The organism is Alcanivorax jadensis T9 (assembly GCF_000756655.1).
Lineage (GTDB): Bacteria > Pseudomonadota > Gammaproteobacteria > Pseudomonadales > Alcanivoracaceae > Alcanivorax > Alcanivorax jadensis.
Map to the genome: position 1 here is coordinate 76,887 of NZ_ARXU01000007.1, position 17,947 is coordinate 94,833.

Annotated in this window: 18 protein-coding genes and 1 tRNA gene; 12 read left to right on the plus strand and 7 right to left on the minus strand. The window is 60.8% G+C overall.

Annotated features, from left to right (window positions below; translation table 11 throughout):
* Positions 1–116: 116 nt before the first annotated feature.
* The 3 genes from mreD to T9A_RS10510 are packed head-to-tail and all read right to left on the minus strand — an operon-like array spanning position 117 to position 2,496.
* Positions 117–608 (minus strand): rod shape-determining protein MreD, encoded by a 492-nt coding sequence (mreD, locus tag T9A_RS10500; RefSeq protein ID WP_035248113.1) that lies wholly within the window; start codon positions 606–608, stop codon positions 117–119.
* A complete protein-coding gene (mreC, locus tag T9A_RS10505; protein WP_035248115.1) occupies positions 598–1,452 on the minus strand; it encodes a rod shape-determining protein MreC in 855 nt (284 codons plus the stop codon). Before mreC ends, mreD begins: the two co-directional genes overlap by 11 nt.
* Before the next feature lie 6 nt (positions 1,453–1,458).
* Entirely contained in the window at positions 1,459–2,496 is a 1,038-nt protein-coding gene (locus T9A_RS10510; protein ID WP_035248243.1) for a rod shape-determining protein, read from the minus strand.
* A 241-nt stretch (positions 2,497–2,737) separates the two neighbouring features.
* Here T9A_RS10510 and gatC point away from each other — a divergent pair, with 241 nt between their 5' ends.
* From gatC to T9A_RS10540, 6 genes are all read left to right on the plus strand, one after another.
* Complete coding sequence (gene gatC / locus T9A_RS10515; protein ID WP_035248117.1) at positions 2,738–3,025, plus strand: Asp-tRNA(Asn)/Glu-tRNA(Gln) amidotransferase subunit GatC; 288 nt, start codon at positions 2,738–2,740, stop codon at positions 3,023–3,025.
* Between the two features lie 19 nt (positions 3,026–3,044).
* Positions 3,045–4,505, plus strand: coding sequence for an Asp-tRNA(Asn)/Glu-tRNA(Gln) amidotransferase subunit GatA (gatA, locus tag T9A_RS10520; protein ID WP_035248245.1), 1,461 nt, complete (start codon positions 3,045–3,047; stop codon positions 4,503–4,505).
* The gene (gene gatB, locus T9A_RS10525; RefSeq protein ID WP_035248119.1) at positions 4,502–5,941 is read left to right on the plus strand and encodes an Asp-tRNA(Asn)/Glu-tRNA(Gln) amidotransferase subunit GatB; all 1,440 of its coding nucleotides are present in this window, start codon (positions 4,502–4,504) and stop codon (positions 5,939–5,941) included. The genes gatA and gatB overlap by 4 nt, the downstream gene beginning before the upstream one ends.
* 83 nt (positions 5,942–6,024) lie before the next feature.
* Positions 6,025–6,840: a crotonase/enoyl-CoA hydratase family protein gene (locus T9A_RS10530; protein ID WP_035248121.1), complete on the plus strand. Its 816-nt coding sequence runs from the start codon at positions 6,025–6,027 to the stop codon at positions 6,838–6,840.
* Positions 6,841–7,081: 241 nt separating this feature from the next.
* Positions 7,082–7,864 carry a cyclic nucleotide-binding domain-containing protein gene (locus T9A_RS10535; RefSeq protein ID WP_035248123.1) on the plus strand — a complete coding sequence of 261 codons (783 nt, stop codon included), beginning with the start codon at positions 7,082–7,084 and terminating at the stop codon, positions 7,862–7,864.
* A 118-nt stretch (positions 7,865–7,982) separates the two neighbouring features.
* Entirely contained in the window at positions 7,983–8,180 is a 198-nt protein-coding gene (locus T9A_RS10540) for a hypothetical protein (protein ID WP_035248124.1), read from the plus strand.
* A gap of 167 nt (positions 8,181–8,347) precedes the next feature.
* Here T9A_RS10540 and T9A_RS10545 read toward each other — a convergent pair whose 3' ends face one another.
* The 4 genes from T9A_RS10545 to hemA all read right to left on the minus strand — a co-directional run bounded on the left by T9A_RS10545 (position 8,348) and on the right by hemA (position 12,403).
* Positions 8,348–9,091 carry a HesA/MoeB/ThiF family protein gene (locus T9A_RS10545; RefSeq protein ID WP_035248126.1) on the minus strand — a complete coding sequence of 248 codons (744 nt, stop codon included), beginning with the start codon at positions 9,089–9,091 and terminating at the stop codon, positions 8,348–8,350.
* 99 nt (positions 9,092–9,190) lie between these two features.
* Positions 9,191–10,027, minus strand: coding sequence for a peptide chain release factor N(5)-glutamine methyltransferase (gene prmC, locus T9A_RS10550; protein WP_035248128.1), 837 nt, complete (start codon positions 10,025–10,027; stop codon positions 9,191–9,193).
* Position 10,028: 1 nt separating this feature from the next.
* Positions 10,029–11,114 (minus strand): peptide chain release factor 1, encoded by a 1,086-nt coding sequence (gene prfA / locus T9A_RS10555; protein ID WP_035248130.1) that lies wholly within the window; start codon positions 11,112–11,114, stop codon positions 10,029–10,031.
* Between the two features lie 17 nt (positions 11,115–11,131).
* On the minus strand, positions 11,132–12,403 hold the full coding sequence (gene hemA / locus T9A_RS10560; protein WP_035248132.1) for a glutamyl-tRNA reductase: 1,272 nt from the start codon (positions 12,401–12,403) through the stop codon (positions 11,132–11,134).
* A 289-nt stretch (positions 12,404–12,692) separates the two neighbouring features.
* On the opposite strand from hemA, the gene T9A_RS10565 reads away from it, so the two are divergent.
* The 6 genes from T9A_RS10565 (at position 12,693) to T9A_RS10590 (ending at position 17,937) form a co-directional block, all read left to right on the plus strand.
* Positions 12,693–14,396 (plus strand): tetratricopeptide repeat protein, encoded by a 1,704-nt coding sequence (locus T9A_RS10565; RefSeq protein ID WP_035248134.1) that lies wholly within the window; start codon positions 12,693–12,695, stop codon positions 14,394–14,396.
* Positions 14,393–14,977 carry a lipoprotein insertase outer membrane protein LolB gene (gene lolB, locus T9A_RS10570; protein ID WP_035248136.1) on the plus strand — a complete coding sequence of 195 codons (585 nt, stop codon included), beginning with the start codon at positions 14,393–14,395 and terminating at the stop codon, positions 14,975–14,977. Before T9A_RS10565 ends, lolB begins: the two co-directional genes overlap by 4 nt.
* Positions 14,974–15,882, plus strand: coding sequence for a 4-(cytidine 5'-diphospho)-2-C-methyl-D-erythritol kinase (gene ispE / locus T9A_RS10575; protein WP_035248139.1), 909 nt, complete (start codon positions 14,974–14,976; stop codon positions 15,880–15,882). Before lolB ends, ispE begins: the two co-directional genes overlap by 4 nt.
* A gap of 21 nt (positions 15,883–15,903) precedes the next feature.
* A tRNA-Gln gene (locus tag T9A_RS10580) sits at positions 15,904–15,979 on the plus strand.
* A gap of 69 nt (positions 15,980–16,048) precedes the next feature.
* Positions 16,049–17,008 (plus strand): ribose-phosphate diphosphokinase, encoded by a 960-nt coding sequence (locus tag T9A_RS10585; RefSeq protein ID WP_035248141.1) that lies wholly within the window; start codon positions 16,049–16,051, stop codon positions 17,006–17,008.
* A 284-nt stretch (positions 17,009–17,292) separates the two neighbouring features.
* Positions 17,293–17,937, plus strand: coding sequence for a 50S ribosomal protein L25/general stress protein Ctc (locus tag T9A_RS10590; protein WP_035248143.1), 645 nt, complete (start codon positions 17,293–17,295; stop codon positions 17,935–17,937).
* The last annotated feature ends 10 nt before the right edge of the window (positions 17,938–17,947 follow it).

Sequence of the window (17,947 nt, forward strand, 5' to 3'; positions counted from 1 at the left end):
AAATGGATAATTGATAATGGGTAATTGATAACGAAACTGACGGAGCACCCACGTATTACTACGAGCAGTTGGCGGTTTTCGCTATCAATTCTCAATTATCAACTGTCAATTGCTCTTCAGCGTACTAGAAAACGCAGCTGCACCCAGCGCAATAGCGCACAGACCGGACGCCAAAGCACTGCGCTGGTCAGGGAAGCATAAAGAATGGTGTAAGGCGGATACAGGGTACGGCCCACAGATTCCTGCACCAGAAATGCCAGTAGGCTGACGGTACCCACTAGCAGGAAGACCACGGCACACTGCTGCAGCGAGGTAAATACCCGCATGCGCTTGTAGGCGGCCAGCATCACAAAGGCACCCAGCGCATAGGCCAGCCCCCATTGCCCCAGCGTGGTACCCACCAGCACATCGTGATACAGGCCAACAAAGAAGCCCCACAACACACCGATGCGGCTGGGCAATTCCAGCACCCAGTAAACCAGCACCAGCAGCATCCACTCCGGGCGCACCCAGTTGACGCTTTCCGGTAGCGGCACCACTTCCAGCAACGCGGCGATCAGCAAGGTGACGATAATGACACCGGTACCGGCGGGACGATCATGCATCATTGACGGCCTCCGGATCAGGTACCGGAATCAGGGGTTTCTCTGTGGGCTGCACCAGCAGCACATGGCTGGCCCGGTCTACCCGGGCGGTGGGCCGGGCGGTTATTTCCGCGAAAGGTGCACCGGACTGGTGGCGCACGGTGGTGACCGTGGCCACGGGATAGCCGCGCGGATAACGCTGGCCCAAGCCGGTGCTCACCAACAGGTCGCCCTCGCGGATGTCCGCCGTATCCGGCACGTAGAGCAGCTTGAGCCCATCGGACTGACCGGTGCCGGCGAGGACCGCACGCACGCCGTTGCGATTCACCTGTACGCTCATGGCGTGGCTGGCATCGGTGACCAGCAGCACCCGGGCGCTGAGCGGCCCCGCATCCACCACCTGACCGATCAACCCCTGGGCATCCAGCACCGCCTGCCCCCGGGAAACCTGATCACCCCGGCCCTTGTTGATGACCAGCTCCTGGCGGTTCGGATCCGGATCCACGCCGATGATCTCGGCCACCAGCACATTGGCATCCAGATCCGCCGAGGAGTTAAGCAACTCACGTAGACGCACGTTTTCCGCTTCCAGCACCGCCAGACGCTGAACCTTCTGTTCCAGAATCAGGGCCTGGCGCTGCAGACGCCGGTTTTCATCCATCAGGGAGCCGCGGCTCTGGGTCTGTTCGGACAGCCACTCACTGGAGTCCACCGGCAGGTGGGCCAGATAATGAATAGGGGCGGTGAGATAGCCGAGCACATGCCGCACGGGCGCAGCCCAGGGGGTGCGCTGGTCCAGCACCATCATGATGATGGCCAGAACCAGCGCGATCAGCAGTCGGTAGGTAGGATTGGCCGGGGCAGCCATGGGCGATTACCCCATGGCCAGCATATCGAAACCCTGGCTGTCCATCAGCTCCAGCGCCTTGCCGCCCCCACGGGCCACACAGGTCAGAGGATCATCGGCGACAATCACCGGCAAACCGGTTTCTTCGCTGATCAGCCGGTCGATATCACGGAGCAAGGCGCCACCACCGGTAATCACCAGGCCACGCTCGGCGATATCGGAGGCCAGTTCCGGCGGCGAGGCTTCCAGCGCGTTTTTCACCGCATTGACGATGGCCGCCAGCGGTTCTTTCAACGCTTCCAGGATTTCCTCGGAATTCAGGGTGAAGCTGCGCGGCACCCCTTCAGCCAGGTTACGGCCGCGCACGTCGATCTCGCGGATCTCGGAACCCGGATAGGCGGTACCGATTTCATGCTTGATACGCTCGGCGGTGGATTCACCGATCAGCGAGCCGTATTCCTTACGCACAAAGGCCACAATCGCTTCGTCGAAACGGTCGCCACCGATACGCACGGACTCGGAATAGACCACGCCGTTCAGGGAAATCAGGGCAATCTCGGTGGTACCACCACCAATGTCCACCACCATGGAGCCGCGCGCTTCCTCTACCGGCAGACCGGCACCAATGGCCGCAGCCATGGGCTCTTCAATCAGATAGACATCGCGGGCCCCGGCGCCGTAGGCGGAATCCTGGATAGCCCGACGCTCCACCTGGGTGGATTTGCAGGGCACGCACACCAGCACGCGGGGCGCCGGCGGGAAGAACCCGGTGTCGTGGACCTTCTTGATAAAGTACTGGAGCATTTTCTCGGTGACATCGAAGTCAGCGATCACCCCATCCTTCATGGGACGGATGGCGGTAATGTTGCCGGGAGTACGACCCAGCATACGCTTTGCATCGGCCCCCACGGCAGCCACACTCTTCTGGGCGCCATGGTGACGAATGGCCACCACGGACGGCTCGTCCAGGACGATGCCGCGGCCACGTACATATATAAGGGTGTTGGCGGTCCCCAAATCGATGGACAAATCGGTGGAGAACATCCCCCGAATACGCTTGATCATGGACATCTCTGGCGTGTTTCCTGAAATTTTCGCGAAAAAACGACACCGGGCGGGAAAAAACCGGGCATCTCACAAGATGGCGCAACTCTAGCAATGGCAGGGGCATTGGGCAAGCTGACACTACGGCTTTTACGCTGGTGGGCAGTGGCCCCGGACAGGCGGTCTATGGTACTTTTTGCGGCTTTCCAGACCCGCATTAGCTTATCTCTGCCCAGCGCAGAGAATCCCAACGGAGAGAATCATGGCCATTGATTCCAAGGTGGTAGCCCAGGTGGCGCATCTGGCGCGCCTGAAAGTGGATGAATCAGACAGCGGCGCCCTGTCTGACCGCCTCAATGACATTCTTGCCATGGTGGACCAACTGCAGCAGGCCGATGTGACTGATGTGGCGCCCATGGCCCACCCGCTGGACGTCACCCAGCCCCTGCGTGAAGACGAAGTCAGCGAGCCCAACGTGCGCGACAAGGCACTGGACATCGCCCCCGCTGCCGAAGACGGCTGTTTCCTGGTTCCCCGGGTGATTGAGTAAAAAGGTGATGAGCAACGCCATGCACAACAAGACACTGACAGAACTCAAGGCCGGTCTGGCTGCCGGGGACTTCTCCTCCCGGGAGCTCACCGAGCACTTCCTGGCCCGCATTCAGCAACACGACGGCGAGCTCAACAGCTTCATTTCCGTGACCGCAGAGCAGGCACTGGCCCAGGCGGATGCCGCCGATACTGCCCTCGCGGCTGGCAACGGCGGCCTGCTCACCGGCCTGCCCATCGCCCACAAGGACATTTTCTGCACCGAGGGCGTGCGCACCAGCTGCGGCTCGAAGATGCTGGACTCCTTTATTGCCCCCTATACCGCCACGGTGGTGGAAAAGATGGCCGCCGAAGGCGCGGTGATGCTGGGCAAGACCAATATGGACGAGTTCGCCATGGGCTCTTCCAACGAGACCAGCTACTACGGCCCGGTGAAAAACCCCTGGGACCTGGAGCGGGTACCCGGTGGCTCCTCCGGTGGTGCCGCCGCCTGCCTGGGTGCACGCCTGGCCCCCGGTGCCACCGGCACCGACACCGGCGGCTCGATTCGCCAGCCAGCGGCCCTGAACAACATTACCGGGCTCAAGCCCACCTACGGCCGGGTGTCCCGCTGGGGCATGATCGCCTTCGCCTCCAGCCTGGACCAGGCTGGCCCCATGGCCCAGAGCGCTGAAGACTGCGCCCTGATGCTGCAGGCCATGGCCGGTCACGACCAGCGTGACTCCACCAGCCTCGATGAAAAGGTGGATGACTATCTCGGCGCCCTGAACAACGACATCAGTGGCCTGACCATTGGCATCCCGGAAGAGTTTTTCCCGGACACGCTGGATGGCGCCATCGCCGACAACAGCCGCGCCGCGATTCGCGAACTGGAAAAACTGGGCGCCAAGGTGGTGTCCGTATCGCTGCCCAGCATCAAGCTGTCGGTACCGGCCTACTATGTGATCGCCCCGGCGGAAGCCAGCTCCAATTTGAGCCGCTTCGACGGCGTGCGTTTCGGCCATCGCTGTGACGACCCGAAAGATCTGGAAGACCTGTACAAACGCTCCCGCTCCGAAGGCTTCGGCGACGAAGTGAAACGCCGTATTCTGGTCGGTGCCTACGCCCTGTCAGCCGGCTACTACGATGCCTACTACCGCCGCGCCCAGCAGGTCCGTCGCCTGATTCGTGATGACTTTGCACGCGCCTTCGAAAAAGTGGACGTGCTGATGGGTCCCACCGCTCCGGAAACCGCCTTCAAACTGGGCGCCAAGAAAGACGACCCGGTGAGCATGTATATGGCCGACGTGTTCACCATCGGCGTTAACCTGGCCGGCCTGCCGGCGTTGTCCATGCCCACCGGTTTTATCAATGGCCTACCCACCGGCACCCAGGTGATCGGCAACTATTTCCGGGAAGGACAAATCCTCAACGTGGCGCACAAATATCAGCAGGCCACCGACTGGCATAAACAGGCACCCGCTTTTGGAGGTGACCAATGAGTTGGGAAGTCGTGATCGGTCTGGAAATTCATGTCCAGCTCAACACCGTCAGCAAACTGTTTTCCGGCAGCAAACTGTCCACCGGCGCCGAGCCGAATACCCAGGCATCATTGGTAGACCTGGGCATGCCCGGCACCCTGCCGGTGGTGAACAAGGAAGCGGTGCGCAAGGCCGCACTGTTCGGTCTGGCCATCAATGCGGACATCTGTCGCCACAGTGTGTTTGAACGGAAAAATTATTTTTATCCGGATCTGCCGAAGGGCTATCAAACCACTCAGTTAGCCGAACCTATTGTCGGTGCCGGCGTCGTGGAAATTCAGCTGGAAAGCGGCGAAAAGAAAAACGTGCGCATCCACCATGCGCATCTGGAAGAAGACGCAGGGAAATCCTTGCACGAAGACTTCCATGGCATGACCGGCATCGACCTGAATCGGGCCGGCACGCCGCTGATCGAAGTGGTCACGGAACCGGATATGTCCAATGCCGAAGAAGCGGTGGCATTCGCTCGCAAACTACACGCCATCGTCACCTCTATCGGCATCTGCGATGGCGACATGTCCCAGGGCAACATGCGTTTTGATGTGAACGTATCCATCCGCAAGCCCGGCGATGAACTGGGCACCCGTACCGAGACCAAAAACCTGAACTCTTTCCGCTTCATGGAAAAAGCCATTGCGCTGGAAGTGGAACGACAGATTGATGTGCTCGAAGACGGCGGCGAAATCGTGCAGGAGACCCGTCTCTACAATGGCGACACGCACACCGCCCGCTCCATGCGCAGCAAGGAAGATGCCAACGACTACCGCTACTTCCCCTGCCCGGATCTGCTCCCGGTAGCCATTACCGACGCAGATATCGAGGCACTGAAAGCCGCCATGCCGGAACTGCCCAATGCGCGCAAGGCTCGTTTCATCGACGACTATCAGTTGTCCGAGTACGACGCCGATCTGTTGTCCGGCTCCGTCGCCACCGCCACCTTCTTTGAAGCGGTCACCAAGGCTGGCGGCGACGCCAAGCTGGCAGCCAACTGGGTGATGGGTGAAATGGCCGCCAGGTTGAACGCGGAAGAAAAAACCATCAGCGACAGCCCTGTTTCTGCCGAACAACTGGGGCAACTGATTGCCCGTCTCAAGGACGGCACCATCAGCTCCAAAATTGCCAAGCAGGTATTCGAAGCCTGCTGGGCCGGCGAAGGTGACCCGGATGCCATCATTGAAGCCAAGGGCCTCAAACAGATGAGCGACAGCGGCGAGCTGGAAAAAATCGTCGATGACATCATCGCCAACAACGCCGCCCAGGTTGAAGATTACCGCAACTCTGACGATGCCAAGAAAAAGAAAAAAATCGGTTTCTTTGTGGGCCAGGCAATGAAGGCGACACAGGGCAAAGCAAACCCGCAGCAATTGAACCAGTTATTGCAGAAAAAACTGCAATAACGCATCACACCCACACGCTCCACTCGTCACGCTTTTTGCGTGCTGGCGTGAAGCGTGTGGCGTGCCAGCCAGCCGGAGGCTATATGACCACCACCTTCCAGAACCGCGTTACCCTGGAAAAGAAAAATGACATTGCCTATGTCACTTTGAACCGGGCCGACAAGTACAACGGCCTGGATTTCGCCATGATGGAAGGACTGGTGGAAGCTGCCAAAGCCGTACGCAAGGACAAGAGCCTGCGCGTGGTCATCATGCAGGGCGAAGGCAAGGCCTTTTGTGCCGGGCTGGATTTCGGCACGGTGATGAAACAGCCGCTGAAATTACTGAAAGGTTTCACCAAATACGGCGTCAAGAAAACCAACCTGTTTCAGGAAGTCTGCTGGTGCTGGCGCGAGCTGCCCATTCCGGTCATCACTGTGCTGCATGGTTACTGCTACGGTGGCGGCATGCAGATCGCCCTGGCAGCGGATTTCCGTATCAGCACCCCGGACTGCGAAATGTCGATCATGGAAATCAAGTGGGGGCTGATCCCGGACATGACAGGCAGTGTCACCGTGCGCGAACTGGTTCCCATGGATGTGGCCAAAGAACTGACCATGACCGGCCGCCTGTTCAAGGGTGACGAAGCCAAGACCCTGAATCTGGTCACCCGGGTTGCCGACGACCCACTGGCGGAAGCCGAGCAACTGGCCGAGGCCATCAAGACCCGTTCCCCGGATGGCATCAGCGCGGCCAAGAGTCTGTTCCAGCAAACCTGGAATGCACCGGAAGCCCAAGCCTTCGATACCGAAAGCAAACTGCAGTTCAAGCTGCTGCGCGGCAAAAACTATCGTCGCGCCCTGCAGGCGGGACAGAAAAAGGAAGCACCGCAATTCGGCCCCCGCGAGCGGGACTACTGAGGGAATCTCTGAGTTGACGCCTGACGCCAGCCCCTGAGCAGCGTAAGGACGCCTTTTCCACGCCACGCGCTTTATCTGTTTTGACCGGTCTGGCGCCCCGCATCAGGCGTCCTTGCTGTTTTCTTTGCCACCCTGTCTCCAACTTTTGCCATCCAGCACCATCCACTGCCAACTCACCCCTGTTTCGTAGCCGCTTCTTACGGCATACTCAGGCAAAAATCTGAGTTTGTTGAGGCACAGCATGATTTCCGTGGCCGAAGCCAGCGGCGGCTTTTCCGCCCTGACCCGCATGTACAAACGTCTGGTCGATGAATTTATCGGGCAGCTCCCGCTGCAACCCCAGTCATTCCCTCTGGCCCCCACCGAGGATGCCTTCCAGCAAGGCATGTGTGCCGACACCACCTATGTGGTGAAAGGTGGCATGCTGGGCATGCGCTGCCAGACTCGCAAACTGTTTACCTGGGACGAGGGGGACATGATTCTCCCAGACGCTGGCAGCGACGAGGTCAACTACTACGCAGAAAGCGCAGTGTTACTGGCCGCCTACCCCACCGTAAAACTGGTGGAAGCGGCGCTGGCCGATGAACAACTGGCGCGACTGTGGACACGCATCCTCACCATCCAGCAGGCCATGCTGGTACGCCTGCTGGCGGCCCATGTGCCGGAAGAAAGCCATACCACCCCAGGCTTTGCCTACTTTGAACCCGGCGACGTGATCATCCGCCAGGGGGAACCGGCGGATTATGTCTTCAGCCTGTTCGAAGGTCAGGCGGATGTGCTGGTGGATGATGTGGTCGTGGGCCATGTCAGCGAAGGCGAAGTCCTCGGCGCTATCGCCCTGCTTACCCACTCACCGCGCAGCGCCACGGTGAGGGCAAAACGCCGCTGCTCCGTGGTCAAGGTGCCCAAGCATCAATTCAAGGACCTGATCCGCACCAACCCTGGCATGATCCACAGCCTGCTTACCGACATGGCTCGGCAGGTCACCGATCTCAATAGTCAGGTGGTCCAGCTGTCCGCCTGAGCCTGTAAGGTCCTGTATTGTCCCTCCCGGAACAGGGGCCTATATTGGAGTCACAGAGGTTGGCCCGGACAACTTCTCGCAAGGCCGACCTTCGTCCACAGCCAGGGAGGTCCCGACCATGCGCCATATTCTCTCCATCGCCATCATTATCTGCCTGTTGATTCTGGTGGCGGTCTATTTCCTGTCTGACTCCGAGCCCGAGATCACCCAGCCCGGCTTTATCCTGGAGCCAGAGCAGCAAACCGTTACCACACCGCAATCCGCTTCCAGCCGCCAGGATAATCCCGGTGAAACGTCCTCGCCCGCAGAGTACTGATCCCGGCTCTCTGGCGGACACAGACTGCACCGGGAGGATCCACAAACGGAACGGCTGACGGCGAGGGGCGAGGGGCGAGGGGCGAGAAGTTAAGAGCAGAAAACTACTATAGCCGAGAGCCTTGCCCTTCAAGACTTGCGTCTACCAACACAAGCCAGGCCCTGCGGTTATGGCCGGGAACAGACCGGGCAGGTCGGATCTTTATGAAAGCGCATTTCCCGCCAGGACAGGGTTCGACCGTCAAACAACCGTAGGGTGGCGGGCAAAGGTTTGCTCTGCAGCACCTGTATGGCAGCCAAGGCCTGCAGGGTGCCGATGGTACCCACCACCGGGCCGACGATGCCCGCCTGGCTGCAGGCCAGATCGCCGTCGGTGCCATCGCCGTAGACGCAGGCGTAGCAGGCGCTGTCCGCCTGGCGCAGGTCGAACACCGCCAATTGCCCGTCCATGCGGATGGCGGCGCCACTGATCAGCGGCTTCCGGTGAGCCACACAGGCCTGATTGATGCTCTGACGCGTGGCGAAATTATCGGTGCAGTCCAGCACCACACTGGCCGCTGCCACCTCCCGGTCCAGCCAGTCGACGTCGACCCGCAGGGTATGCGCTTGCACCGACACCTCCGGGTTCAGCGCCAGCAATTGCGCCTTCAGGGCCTCGGCCTTGGACTGGCCCACATCTGCGCTCCGAAAGGCCACCTGCCGATGCAGGTTGCTCAATTCCACTGCATCATCGTCTGCCAGCACCAGCTCGCCGACCCCGGCACCAGCCAGGTATAACGTTGCCGGGCTGGCCAGCCCGCCACAGCCCACCACCAACACCCGCGCCCCGGCCAGGGCGTCCTGCCCGGCCAGATCAAATTCCTCCACCATCAACTGGCGGCTGTAGCGAAGTAGCTGGTCATCGTTGAGCATCGTCATCTCGCTGGCACGCAAAGGCTCTGGCATTCCATGGTGCAGTTCGCTGCGCTCAGTGCACCCTACTGATTCGGTGTTCGGGGTTTTCGCTGTTAACTATTCACTATTAACTGTTAACTGCCCCACCGTCACCCGCTCATTCCCCCCCAGGTCCTGCTCGGTGCGCACCGCGTCAAAGCCGCCCTCTTCCATCAGTGCTCGCACCTCACTGCCCTGTTGGTAACCATGTTCCAGCAGCAACCAGCCACCGGCAACCAGACAGCCTGAAGACTGCTTGATGATGGTGGCCAGGTCCGCCAGGCCCCGCTGATCTGCCACTAACGCAGAGCGCGGTTCGAAGCGCACATCGCCTTCTTCAAGGTGATGATCCGTCGGGTCGATATAGGGCGGGTTGCTGACGACCAGGTCGAACGGGCCATCGCAGCCCTCCAGCCAGTTGCCCTGCTGCAAGGTGACCCGGGCAAACAAGTCACGGGCGTTGCACTGGGCCACCGACAGGGCCTCGGCACTCAGATCAATCAGGGTCACCTGCCACTGGGGGCGCTCCAGAGCCAGGGACAGGCCAATGGCACCAGTACCGGTGCCCAGGTCCACGACCCGGGCGGGGCCGGCGGGCCCTAGCTGCAAAGCCAGCTCCACCAGGGTTTCGGTGTCCGGGCGGGGGATCAGGGTGTCGGCGGTAACGGTGAAACGACGGCCAAAGAATTCACGCTCGCCGGTCAGGTGAGCCACTGGCTCACCCTGTTCGCGGCGAGTCAGCAGGGCCAGAAATCGCTGCTGCTGCTGCGCATCCAGCTCTCTTTCCGGCCAGGTGAACAGATAGCTGCGCGGCCGCGCCAGCACATGGCACAGCAGCACCTGGGCGTCCAGGCTCGCACTGGGAGACGCTGCAAGCCGCTCACGGGCCTGACGCAGGGCCGCATCAATGCGCATCTCAGCTGTCGCCCAGGGTCGCCAACAGATCCGCCTGGTGTTCGGACATCAGCGCACCCAGCAATTCATCCAGGTCCCCTTCCATGATTTCACCGAGCCGGTAAAGCGTCAGGTTGATGCGATGATCGCTCACCCGACCCTGGGGATAATTATAGGTACGAATACGCTCGGAACGATCCCCGGAGCCCACCAGGGATTTACGCTCGGCCGCCTGCTCCGCATGGGCGGCATTCTGCTGGGCATCATACAGTTTGGCGCTGAGCAGGCTCATGGCCTTGGCCTTGTTCTTGTGCTGGCTACGCTCGTCCTGGCATTCCACCACCACGCCGGTGGGCAGGTGGGTAATACGCACAGCGGAGTCGGTGGTGTTCACGTGCTGACCACCGGCACCGGAGGAACGGTAGGTGTCGATACGCAGGTCTTCGGTGCGAATCTGGATATCACCGAGATCCTCGGCTTCCGCCATGATCGCAACCGTACAGGCGGAGGTATGAATACGCCCCTGGGATTCCGTCGCGGGCACTCGCTGCACCCGATGGGCACCGGATTCAAACTTGAAGCGGGAATAGACACCATCACCGATGACCCGTGCGATCACTTCCTTGTAGCCGCCATGCTCGCCTTCGCTGGCACTCACCAGCTCGACTTTCCAGCCATTCTGCTCGGCATATTTGCTGTACATGCGGAACAGGTCACCGGCAAAAATCGCCGCCTCATCACCGCCGGTACCGGCGCGTACTTCCAGAAACACATTGGCACCGTCGCGGGGGTCCTTGGGCAACATCAGCTTCTGCAGCTCGTCAGCCAGTGCATCCATCCTGGTGGTCGCGTCACGGGCTTCTTCCTGGCCCATTTCGCGCATCTCAGGATCACTGTCATCCTGCATTGCCCTGGCGGCGTCCAGGTTGGCAGCGACTTTCAGGTAATCCTGATAACACTTCACCACCGGATCGATTTCCGAATATTCTCGAGACAGGTCCCGAAACTTTTTCTGGTTACCAATAATCTCCGGGTCCGACAACAGGCCGGACAATTCTTCAAAACGGTCGGCCAGCTTTTCCAGCTTGCCTTGCAAAGACGCTTTCATAAGGCCCTCAGAGGGATTTATTTCGGTTCGGACGGGGTGTCCGGGTCGTCAAGCAGCAACTCGCGGGCCAGCAGCAATGATTCTGCCCGGCCCTCCGCCGCCAGCTTGCGCAGGGTCACACTGGGCGTATGCAGCCACTTGTTGACCAGGGAATGCTGAAACTTGCGCAGTACCTGCTCCGGGTCTCCGCCGTTGTGCAGCTGCTGGAGCGCTTTCTCCAGCTCGCTCTCGGCCAGGCTGGTACGCTGCTGGCGATACTCTCGCAGCACGCTCACCGCATCCTGCTCACGGCGCTGGCGACGGTGGCGGACGATGGCATCGCGAATCAGCTCGGCAGCCTCCTGGGCGGCCTGCTGTCGGGCACGAACATTTTCCTGAATCGCTTCCTGCAGATGATCCACCGTGTACAGATAGACATCATCCAGGTCACCCACCTCGGGCTCGATATCGCGAGGCACGGCGATATCGACCATGAACATGGGTTTGTGACGACGTTTTTTCAGGGCTCGTTCGATCATCCCCTTACCCAGGATAGGCAGGGGCGCAGCGGTACAGGAAATCAGGATATCCGCCCGCTCCAGAGCCACCGGCAACTCTTCAAGGCTGATGCCGCGACCGCCGACACTGGCAGCCAGCTCCGCAGCCCGTTGCTGGGTACGGTTGGCGATGGTGATTTCGCTGACCTGTTGTTCGTTGAGGTGACGCGCCACCAGCTCGATCATCTCCCCGGCGCCGATCAACAGAGCGCGGCTCTTTTTCAGGTCGGCAAAGATATGGCGGGCAAAGGACACCGCTGCATAGGCCACGGATACCGGGTTGGCGCCGATACCGGTTTCGGTGCGGATGCGTTTGGCCACCGAGAACACTTCCTGGAACAGCCGCGACAACTCGCCATTCAACAACCCCGCCTCATGGGCACGGGCATAGGCTTCTCGCATCTGACCCAGAATCTGCGGCTCGCCCAGTACCAGCGAGTCCAGGCCGCCGGCCACCCGCATCATGTGTTCCAGGGCCTGCTCGCCCTGGTGCTGATAGAGCACGGACACCAGCTTGTCCACCGGCAGGTGGCGGCTTTGCGCCAGCCAGGCAGCAAAATCCGGCACTGCCTCGTCAACCAGACAATACAGTTCGGTACGGTTACAGGTGGAAAGCAGGGCCGCCTCGCGCACCCCGGGCATGTCTCGCAGGCTGGCCAGCGCCGCTTCCGCCTGCTGCGTGGAGAACGCCAGACGTTCACGCAACTCCACATCCGCGGTGGTGTGATTTACGCCAACAGCGACTAGATTCATAGACTCTCGTGCCCGCAGCAGACCCGGGCCACTTTCCTCACCGGTTTACACAAGGGCGGCAGTTCATGGAGCGATCATTATGGAACTGTCTGCCTGCCGCACCCGTCAGAAGGCAATAGCCCGGTGAAAACAGGCCACGCAAGGGTCACGCATTTTGCGTGAAAGCGCCCTCCAAAACAATGACGACCCCGCTGATCAACGGCATAGGAAGGACTTATAACGACCGGGTTTGGGCAATCCCGGATCGCTGTGCCATGATAGCCGGACCATCAAACAGGCATACTGGTTAATGACGCGATTCGCTTTTTTGCCGCTGTGCGGCGCCCTGCTGCTCAACGGCTGCGCCAGCAAGACACCGGCCCCGACACCCGCCGACCCTGAGCCACCTGCGGCCACCCAGAGCGCCCCGAGCTATGACAGCGAGACCCTTTCGGACCTGCTGGTAGCGGAAGTGGCCGCCCAGCGGCAGTCTCTGGGCGTGACCCTCGCCTATTACAGCCAGGCGGCCCGTACCACCGGCGATCCACAGGTGATCAGCCAGGCGGCACAACTGGCCCATTATCTGGAAGATCACCAGCAGACCCTGGCGCTGAGTCAGCTGTGGCTGGAGAAGGCCCCCGCCAACGAAGAGGCCCTGCAACTGGCCATTCTTTCGGAAATTCGTCTGGGCAACATCGACGCGGCCAGCCGCTATCTGGACACCCTGCTCGGCGAACACGGCGGCGACGCCCTGGGCCGACTGGTCAGCCAGGCGCGCGGGCTGGATGCCCAGGGCAACCAGCAACTGGTACAGGCACTGGCGCAACTGTCCGACCGTTATCCGAAACAGGCACCACTGTGGTACGCCCGCGCCCTGTGGCTGGAACATGAAAACGATTATGCCGGCGCCCTTGAGGCAAACGAACGGGCGCTGGATCTGATGCCCCGTCACGAAGATGCCCTGCTTCTCAAAGCCCAGTTACTGCACAAACTTGGCGAAGAAAAGCAGGCCCTGCGCCACCTGAAAAAACTGGTTCGCAAATATCCACAGGCACGGCGCCCCCGGATTGCCTACATCCGCATGCTGCTGGCCGCCGGTGAAACCGGCAAGGCAGAGAAACAGCTTGTCACCATGGCCGAGCAGCATCCGGAAGATCTGGATCTGCGCTTCTCGCTGGCCCTGCTGGCCCTGGAAGCGGGCGCCACCGAACCGGCCCGCCGGCAACTCCAGTCCCTGCTGGCCGAGAATTATCGACCCGATGACATGCACCTCTATCTGGGCCAGGCCGCCGAACAGGCCGAACAGCCGGACCAGGCAGTGGACCATTACCTCAAAGTCCAGGGGCCCCAGGCGGTTCGCGCCAGCGTCCAGGCTGCCCGTCTGCTCTACCAGCAGGGCAACAGCGATCAGGCCAGCGCGCTGATGGCCAGCCTGGCCAAGCAGCATCCGGAGCTGGCCACCAGCCTCACCGTCACCGAAGCGGAAATGCGTAACAATATCGGTGACCCTCAAGGCGCCCTTGTCCTGCTTGACCGGGCTGTGAAGGCAGAACCGGATAACACCGAACTGCTCTACAGTCGGGCCATGATCGCGGAAAAGACTGGCGATATGGAAAAACTGGAAAGCGATCTGCGGCGGGTACTGTCCATCAAGCCAGACGATGCCAGCGCCCTCAACGCCCTGGGCTATACACTGGCCAACCGCACCCAGCGCCTGGACGAAGCCTACGACTATATTTCCCGAGCTCTGGCATTACGCCCGGACGATCCGGCCATCCTGGATTCCATGGGCTGGGTACTCTACAAACGTGGCGAGATGGAAGCCGCCAGGGACTACCTCCGCCGGGCCTACGACAAATTCCCCGACCCGGAAGTGGCCGCCCATTACGGCGAAGTCCTCTGGGTACTGGGCGCCCAGCACCGGGCCCGCCAGGTATGGCGTGACACCCTGGACAGCAACCCGGACGCCCCGCATATCCGTGAAGTCATGGAAAAACTCGGAGCCCGCCTGTGACCCTGAGCCCCATCCGCATCATCAGCCTGGTATTTGTCGCCCTGGCCCTGAGCGCCTGTCAGCTGCGCCCCACTACCACCGGCACCTTCGAGCATCCGAACCAGATCGACCGCTGGGCGATGAGCGGGAAGCTCGGCTACCGCACCGCCAATGACGGCGGCAGCGCCTCCTTCGACTGGACCCAGAAACCCAATCGGGGACAGATCCGCTTTTCCGGCCCGCTGGGTTTCGGTAGCGCCGACCTGCGCTGGGACAGTGGCCGAGCCGAACTGATTACCGCCAAGGAGCAGTATCAGGCGCGCAGCCCCGGCGAGCTGGCCTGGCACCTGACCGGCTTCTGGCTGCCGGTCTCCGCCCTGCAATACTGGGCCCGTGGCCTGCCCTGGCCCGGCGCCCACGGCGAGGCAGCCTATGACGAAGGCGGCCACCTGCAAACCCTGCAGCAACTGGGCTGGAGCCTGGAGTTCGACCGTTACCAGCCGGTCGCCGGCGTCACCCTGCCCTATCGCATCAAGGCACGGCAGAACGGTAATCGCTTCACCCTGCTGATCAAGGACTGGCAGCCCGGCGCCGAAAAATGACCATGCTGACCCTTCCCGCCCCCGGCAAGCTGAACCTGTTCCTGCATATCACCGGCCGTCGACCAGACGGCTACCATGAGCTGCAAACCCTGTTCGCCCTGCTCGATCAAGGCGACACCCTGCACTTTGCTCCGGCGGACACCCTGACCCTGGAATGCGATCAGGCCGAGGTACCCACCGACCACAGCAATCTGATCCTGCGCGCCGCCCGCCTGCTGCAGACCCATACCGGCTGCCAGCAAGGTGCCCGCATCGTCCTGGAGAAACACCTGCCCATGGGCGGTGGCGTCGGCGGGGGCTCCTCCGATGCGGCTTCCGCCCTGCTGGGACTCAATGCGCTATGGGGGCTGAACCTGTCCGAGGACACCCTGGCAGAACTGGGGCTGTCGCTGGGGGCGGACGTGCCGGTCTTTGTGCGCGGCAAAAGTGCCTGGGCGGAAGGGATCGGCGAGCGAATCACCCCGGTTTCTCTGCCGAACGACGCTTTTTTGGTCATTCATCCCGGAATTCATGTGTCAACTGCTCGAATTTTCGGCGACCGGCAATTGACAAGGGATACCCCCGTCAGTAAATTACCGGCCTCGCTTGAGGTGGTGCTGACCCGCGACTTTCGCAATGACTGTGAAGCGGCAGCAATACGGCAATTTCCAGAAATCGGGGAGTTGCTTCACTGGCTCAAGCAACATACGGGAAATGCCCGTATGACCGGCACTGGCGCTTGTTGTTTTGCACGCCTTGCCGAAGTGCAACAGGGGCAGCATTTGCTGCAACAGTTGCCACAACACTGGACAGGTTTCGTCGCTCGAGGCTGTAATACTTCTCCTCTCCACCAGATACTGGGAGAGACACTGGCGAAGTTTCGAGAGACACAGAATTCAGGAAAATCTGCACAAATTGGTAAATAGTGCAGACCTGAGACCGAGTGTTGGGGTATAGCCAAGTTGGTAAGGCAACGGGTTTTGATCCCGTGATTCCCAGGTTCGAGTCCTGGTACCCCAGCCATTTTCTTGCCCGGAGCCCTCCCCCCTTTCCTCGGAGGCTCCCGAAATTCACGACTCAAGAGGGACGCCAGTGTCCAAACTCGTCGTTTTCACCGGTAACGCTAATCCCGAACTGGCCCAGGCCATGGTCAAACACCTGAACCTGCCCATTGGCAACGCCGATGTGGGCACCTTCAGCGATGGTGAAGTGGCCGTGGAAATCCAGGAAAACGTGCGCGGCAAAGACGTCTTTATCGTGCAATCCACCTGCAACCCCACCAACAACAACATCATGGAGTTGCTGGTGATGGCCGACGCCCTGCGTCGTTCCTCTGCAGGCCGGATCACCGCCGTGATGCCCTACTTCGGTTACGCCCGCCAGGATCGCCGGGTGCGTTCCGCACGGGTGCCGATCACCGCCAAGGTGGTCGCCGACATGATCACCGCTGTGGGCATCGACCGGGTTGTTACCGTCGACCTGCACGCTGACCAGATTCAGGGCTTCTTCGATATTCCGGTGGACAACGTCTACGCCACCCCGCTGATCGTGGCGGATATCGAACGCCAGAACCACGATGACCTGATGGTGGTATCCCCAGACGTGGGTGGCGTGGTTCGTGCCCGCGCCCTGGCCAAGCAGCTCAACGATGCCGACCTGGCCATCATCGACAAGCGCCGCCCCAAGGCCAATATTTCCCAGGTGATGCATATCATCGGTGAAGTAGAAGGTCGCACCTGTATCCTGGTGGACGACATGGTCGATACCGCCGGCACCCTGTGCAAGGCTGCCCAGGCCTTGAAAGACCACGGCGCCGCCAAGGTCTACGCCTACATTACCCACCCGGTATTGTCTGGCCCGGCCATCGACAACATTGCCAACAGCGCGCTGGACCAGCTGGTCGTCACCGACACCATCCCGCTGTCCGAAGCCGGCCGCGCCTGCGCCAACATCCGCGTGCTCAGCCTGGCCCCCATGCTGGCCGAAACGGTACGCCGGGTGAACAACGAAGAATCCCTGAGCGCCATGTTCGACCGCCTGGAGCTGGTATAACCCCGGTTTCCAGCTGAAAGGGAAAAGTTGAAGCGCGGACAGGACCCTCTTGTACCGCCACCGCAGAGGCCGCGCACCCATTTGGGGCGCGGCCTCCTGCATTTGCGCTAGTACCAGCCTATCCCGCGTTGCAACCTGGAACTTTCAACTCGCAACCCGCCTCTCCGTCTGGCGTCTGGCGTCCTTTTCGTTCATAATCGCGCCCCCGCGGAATCCTCCGTGGTTTATCAACCTCTCTGGCCGACCTGGTCGCGGGACGCCCGAGAGCTTAATGGAGACATATCATGTCCAATGAATTCCAGCTATTCGCTGAAAGCCGCAGCGACATGGGGAAAGGTGCGAGCCGCCGCCTGCGTCGTCTGCAAGAACGTGTTCCCGGCATCATTTACGGTGGCAAAGACGAGCCGCAGATGATCAGTGTGGAACTGCGCGAACTGAAAAAGGCTCTGGAAACCGAAGCTTTCTACAGCCACGTACTGACCCTGAAACTGGATGGCACCGAGGTGCAGGCAGTCCTGCGCGATATGCAGCGTCATCCGGCCAAAGGTCACCCGATGCACGTGGATTTCCTGCGCGTCGACAAGACCCACAAGATCACCATGAACGTGCCCCTGCACTTCACCAATGAAGAAAGCTCCATTGGCGTTAAGAAACAGGGCGGCGAGATCCAGCACAACATCGCCGAGGTGGAGATCAGCTGTCTGCCCCAGAACCTGCCAGAGTTCATCGAAGTGGACATGGCAGCGGCCGAGCTGGACACCATTATCCACCTGTCCGATCTGAAACTGCCGAAAGGCGTGGAACTGACTCAGCTCGCGCTGGGCGACGACCACGACCAGCCGGTAGCCGCGGTTCACGCGCCGAAAGTTCGTGCTTCTGCTGACGACGAAGACGGCGAAGGCGAAGCTGAAGCCGCTGGCGAGGAATAAGACGCACTGT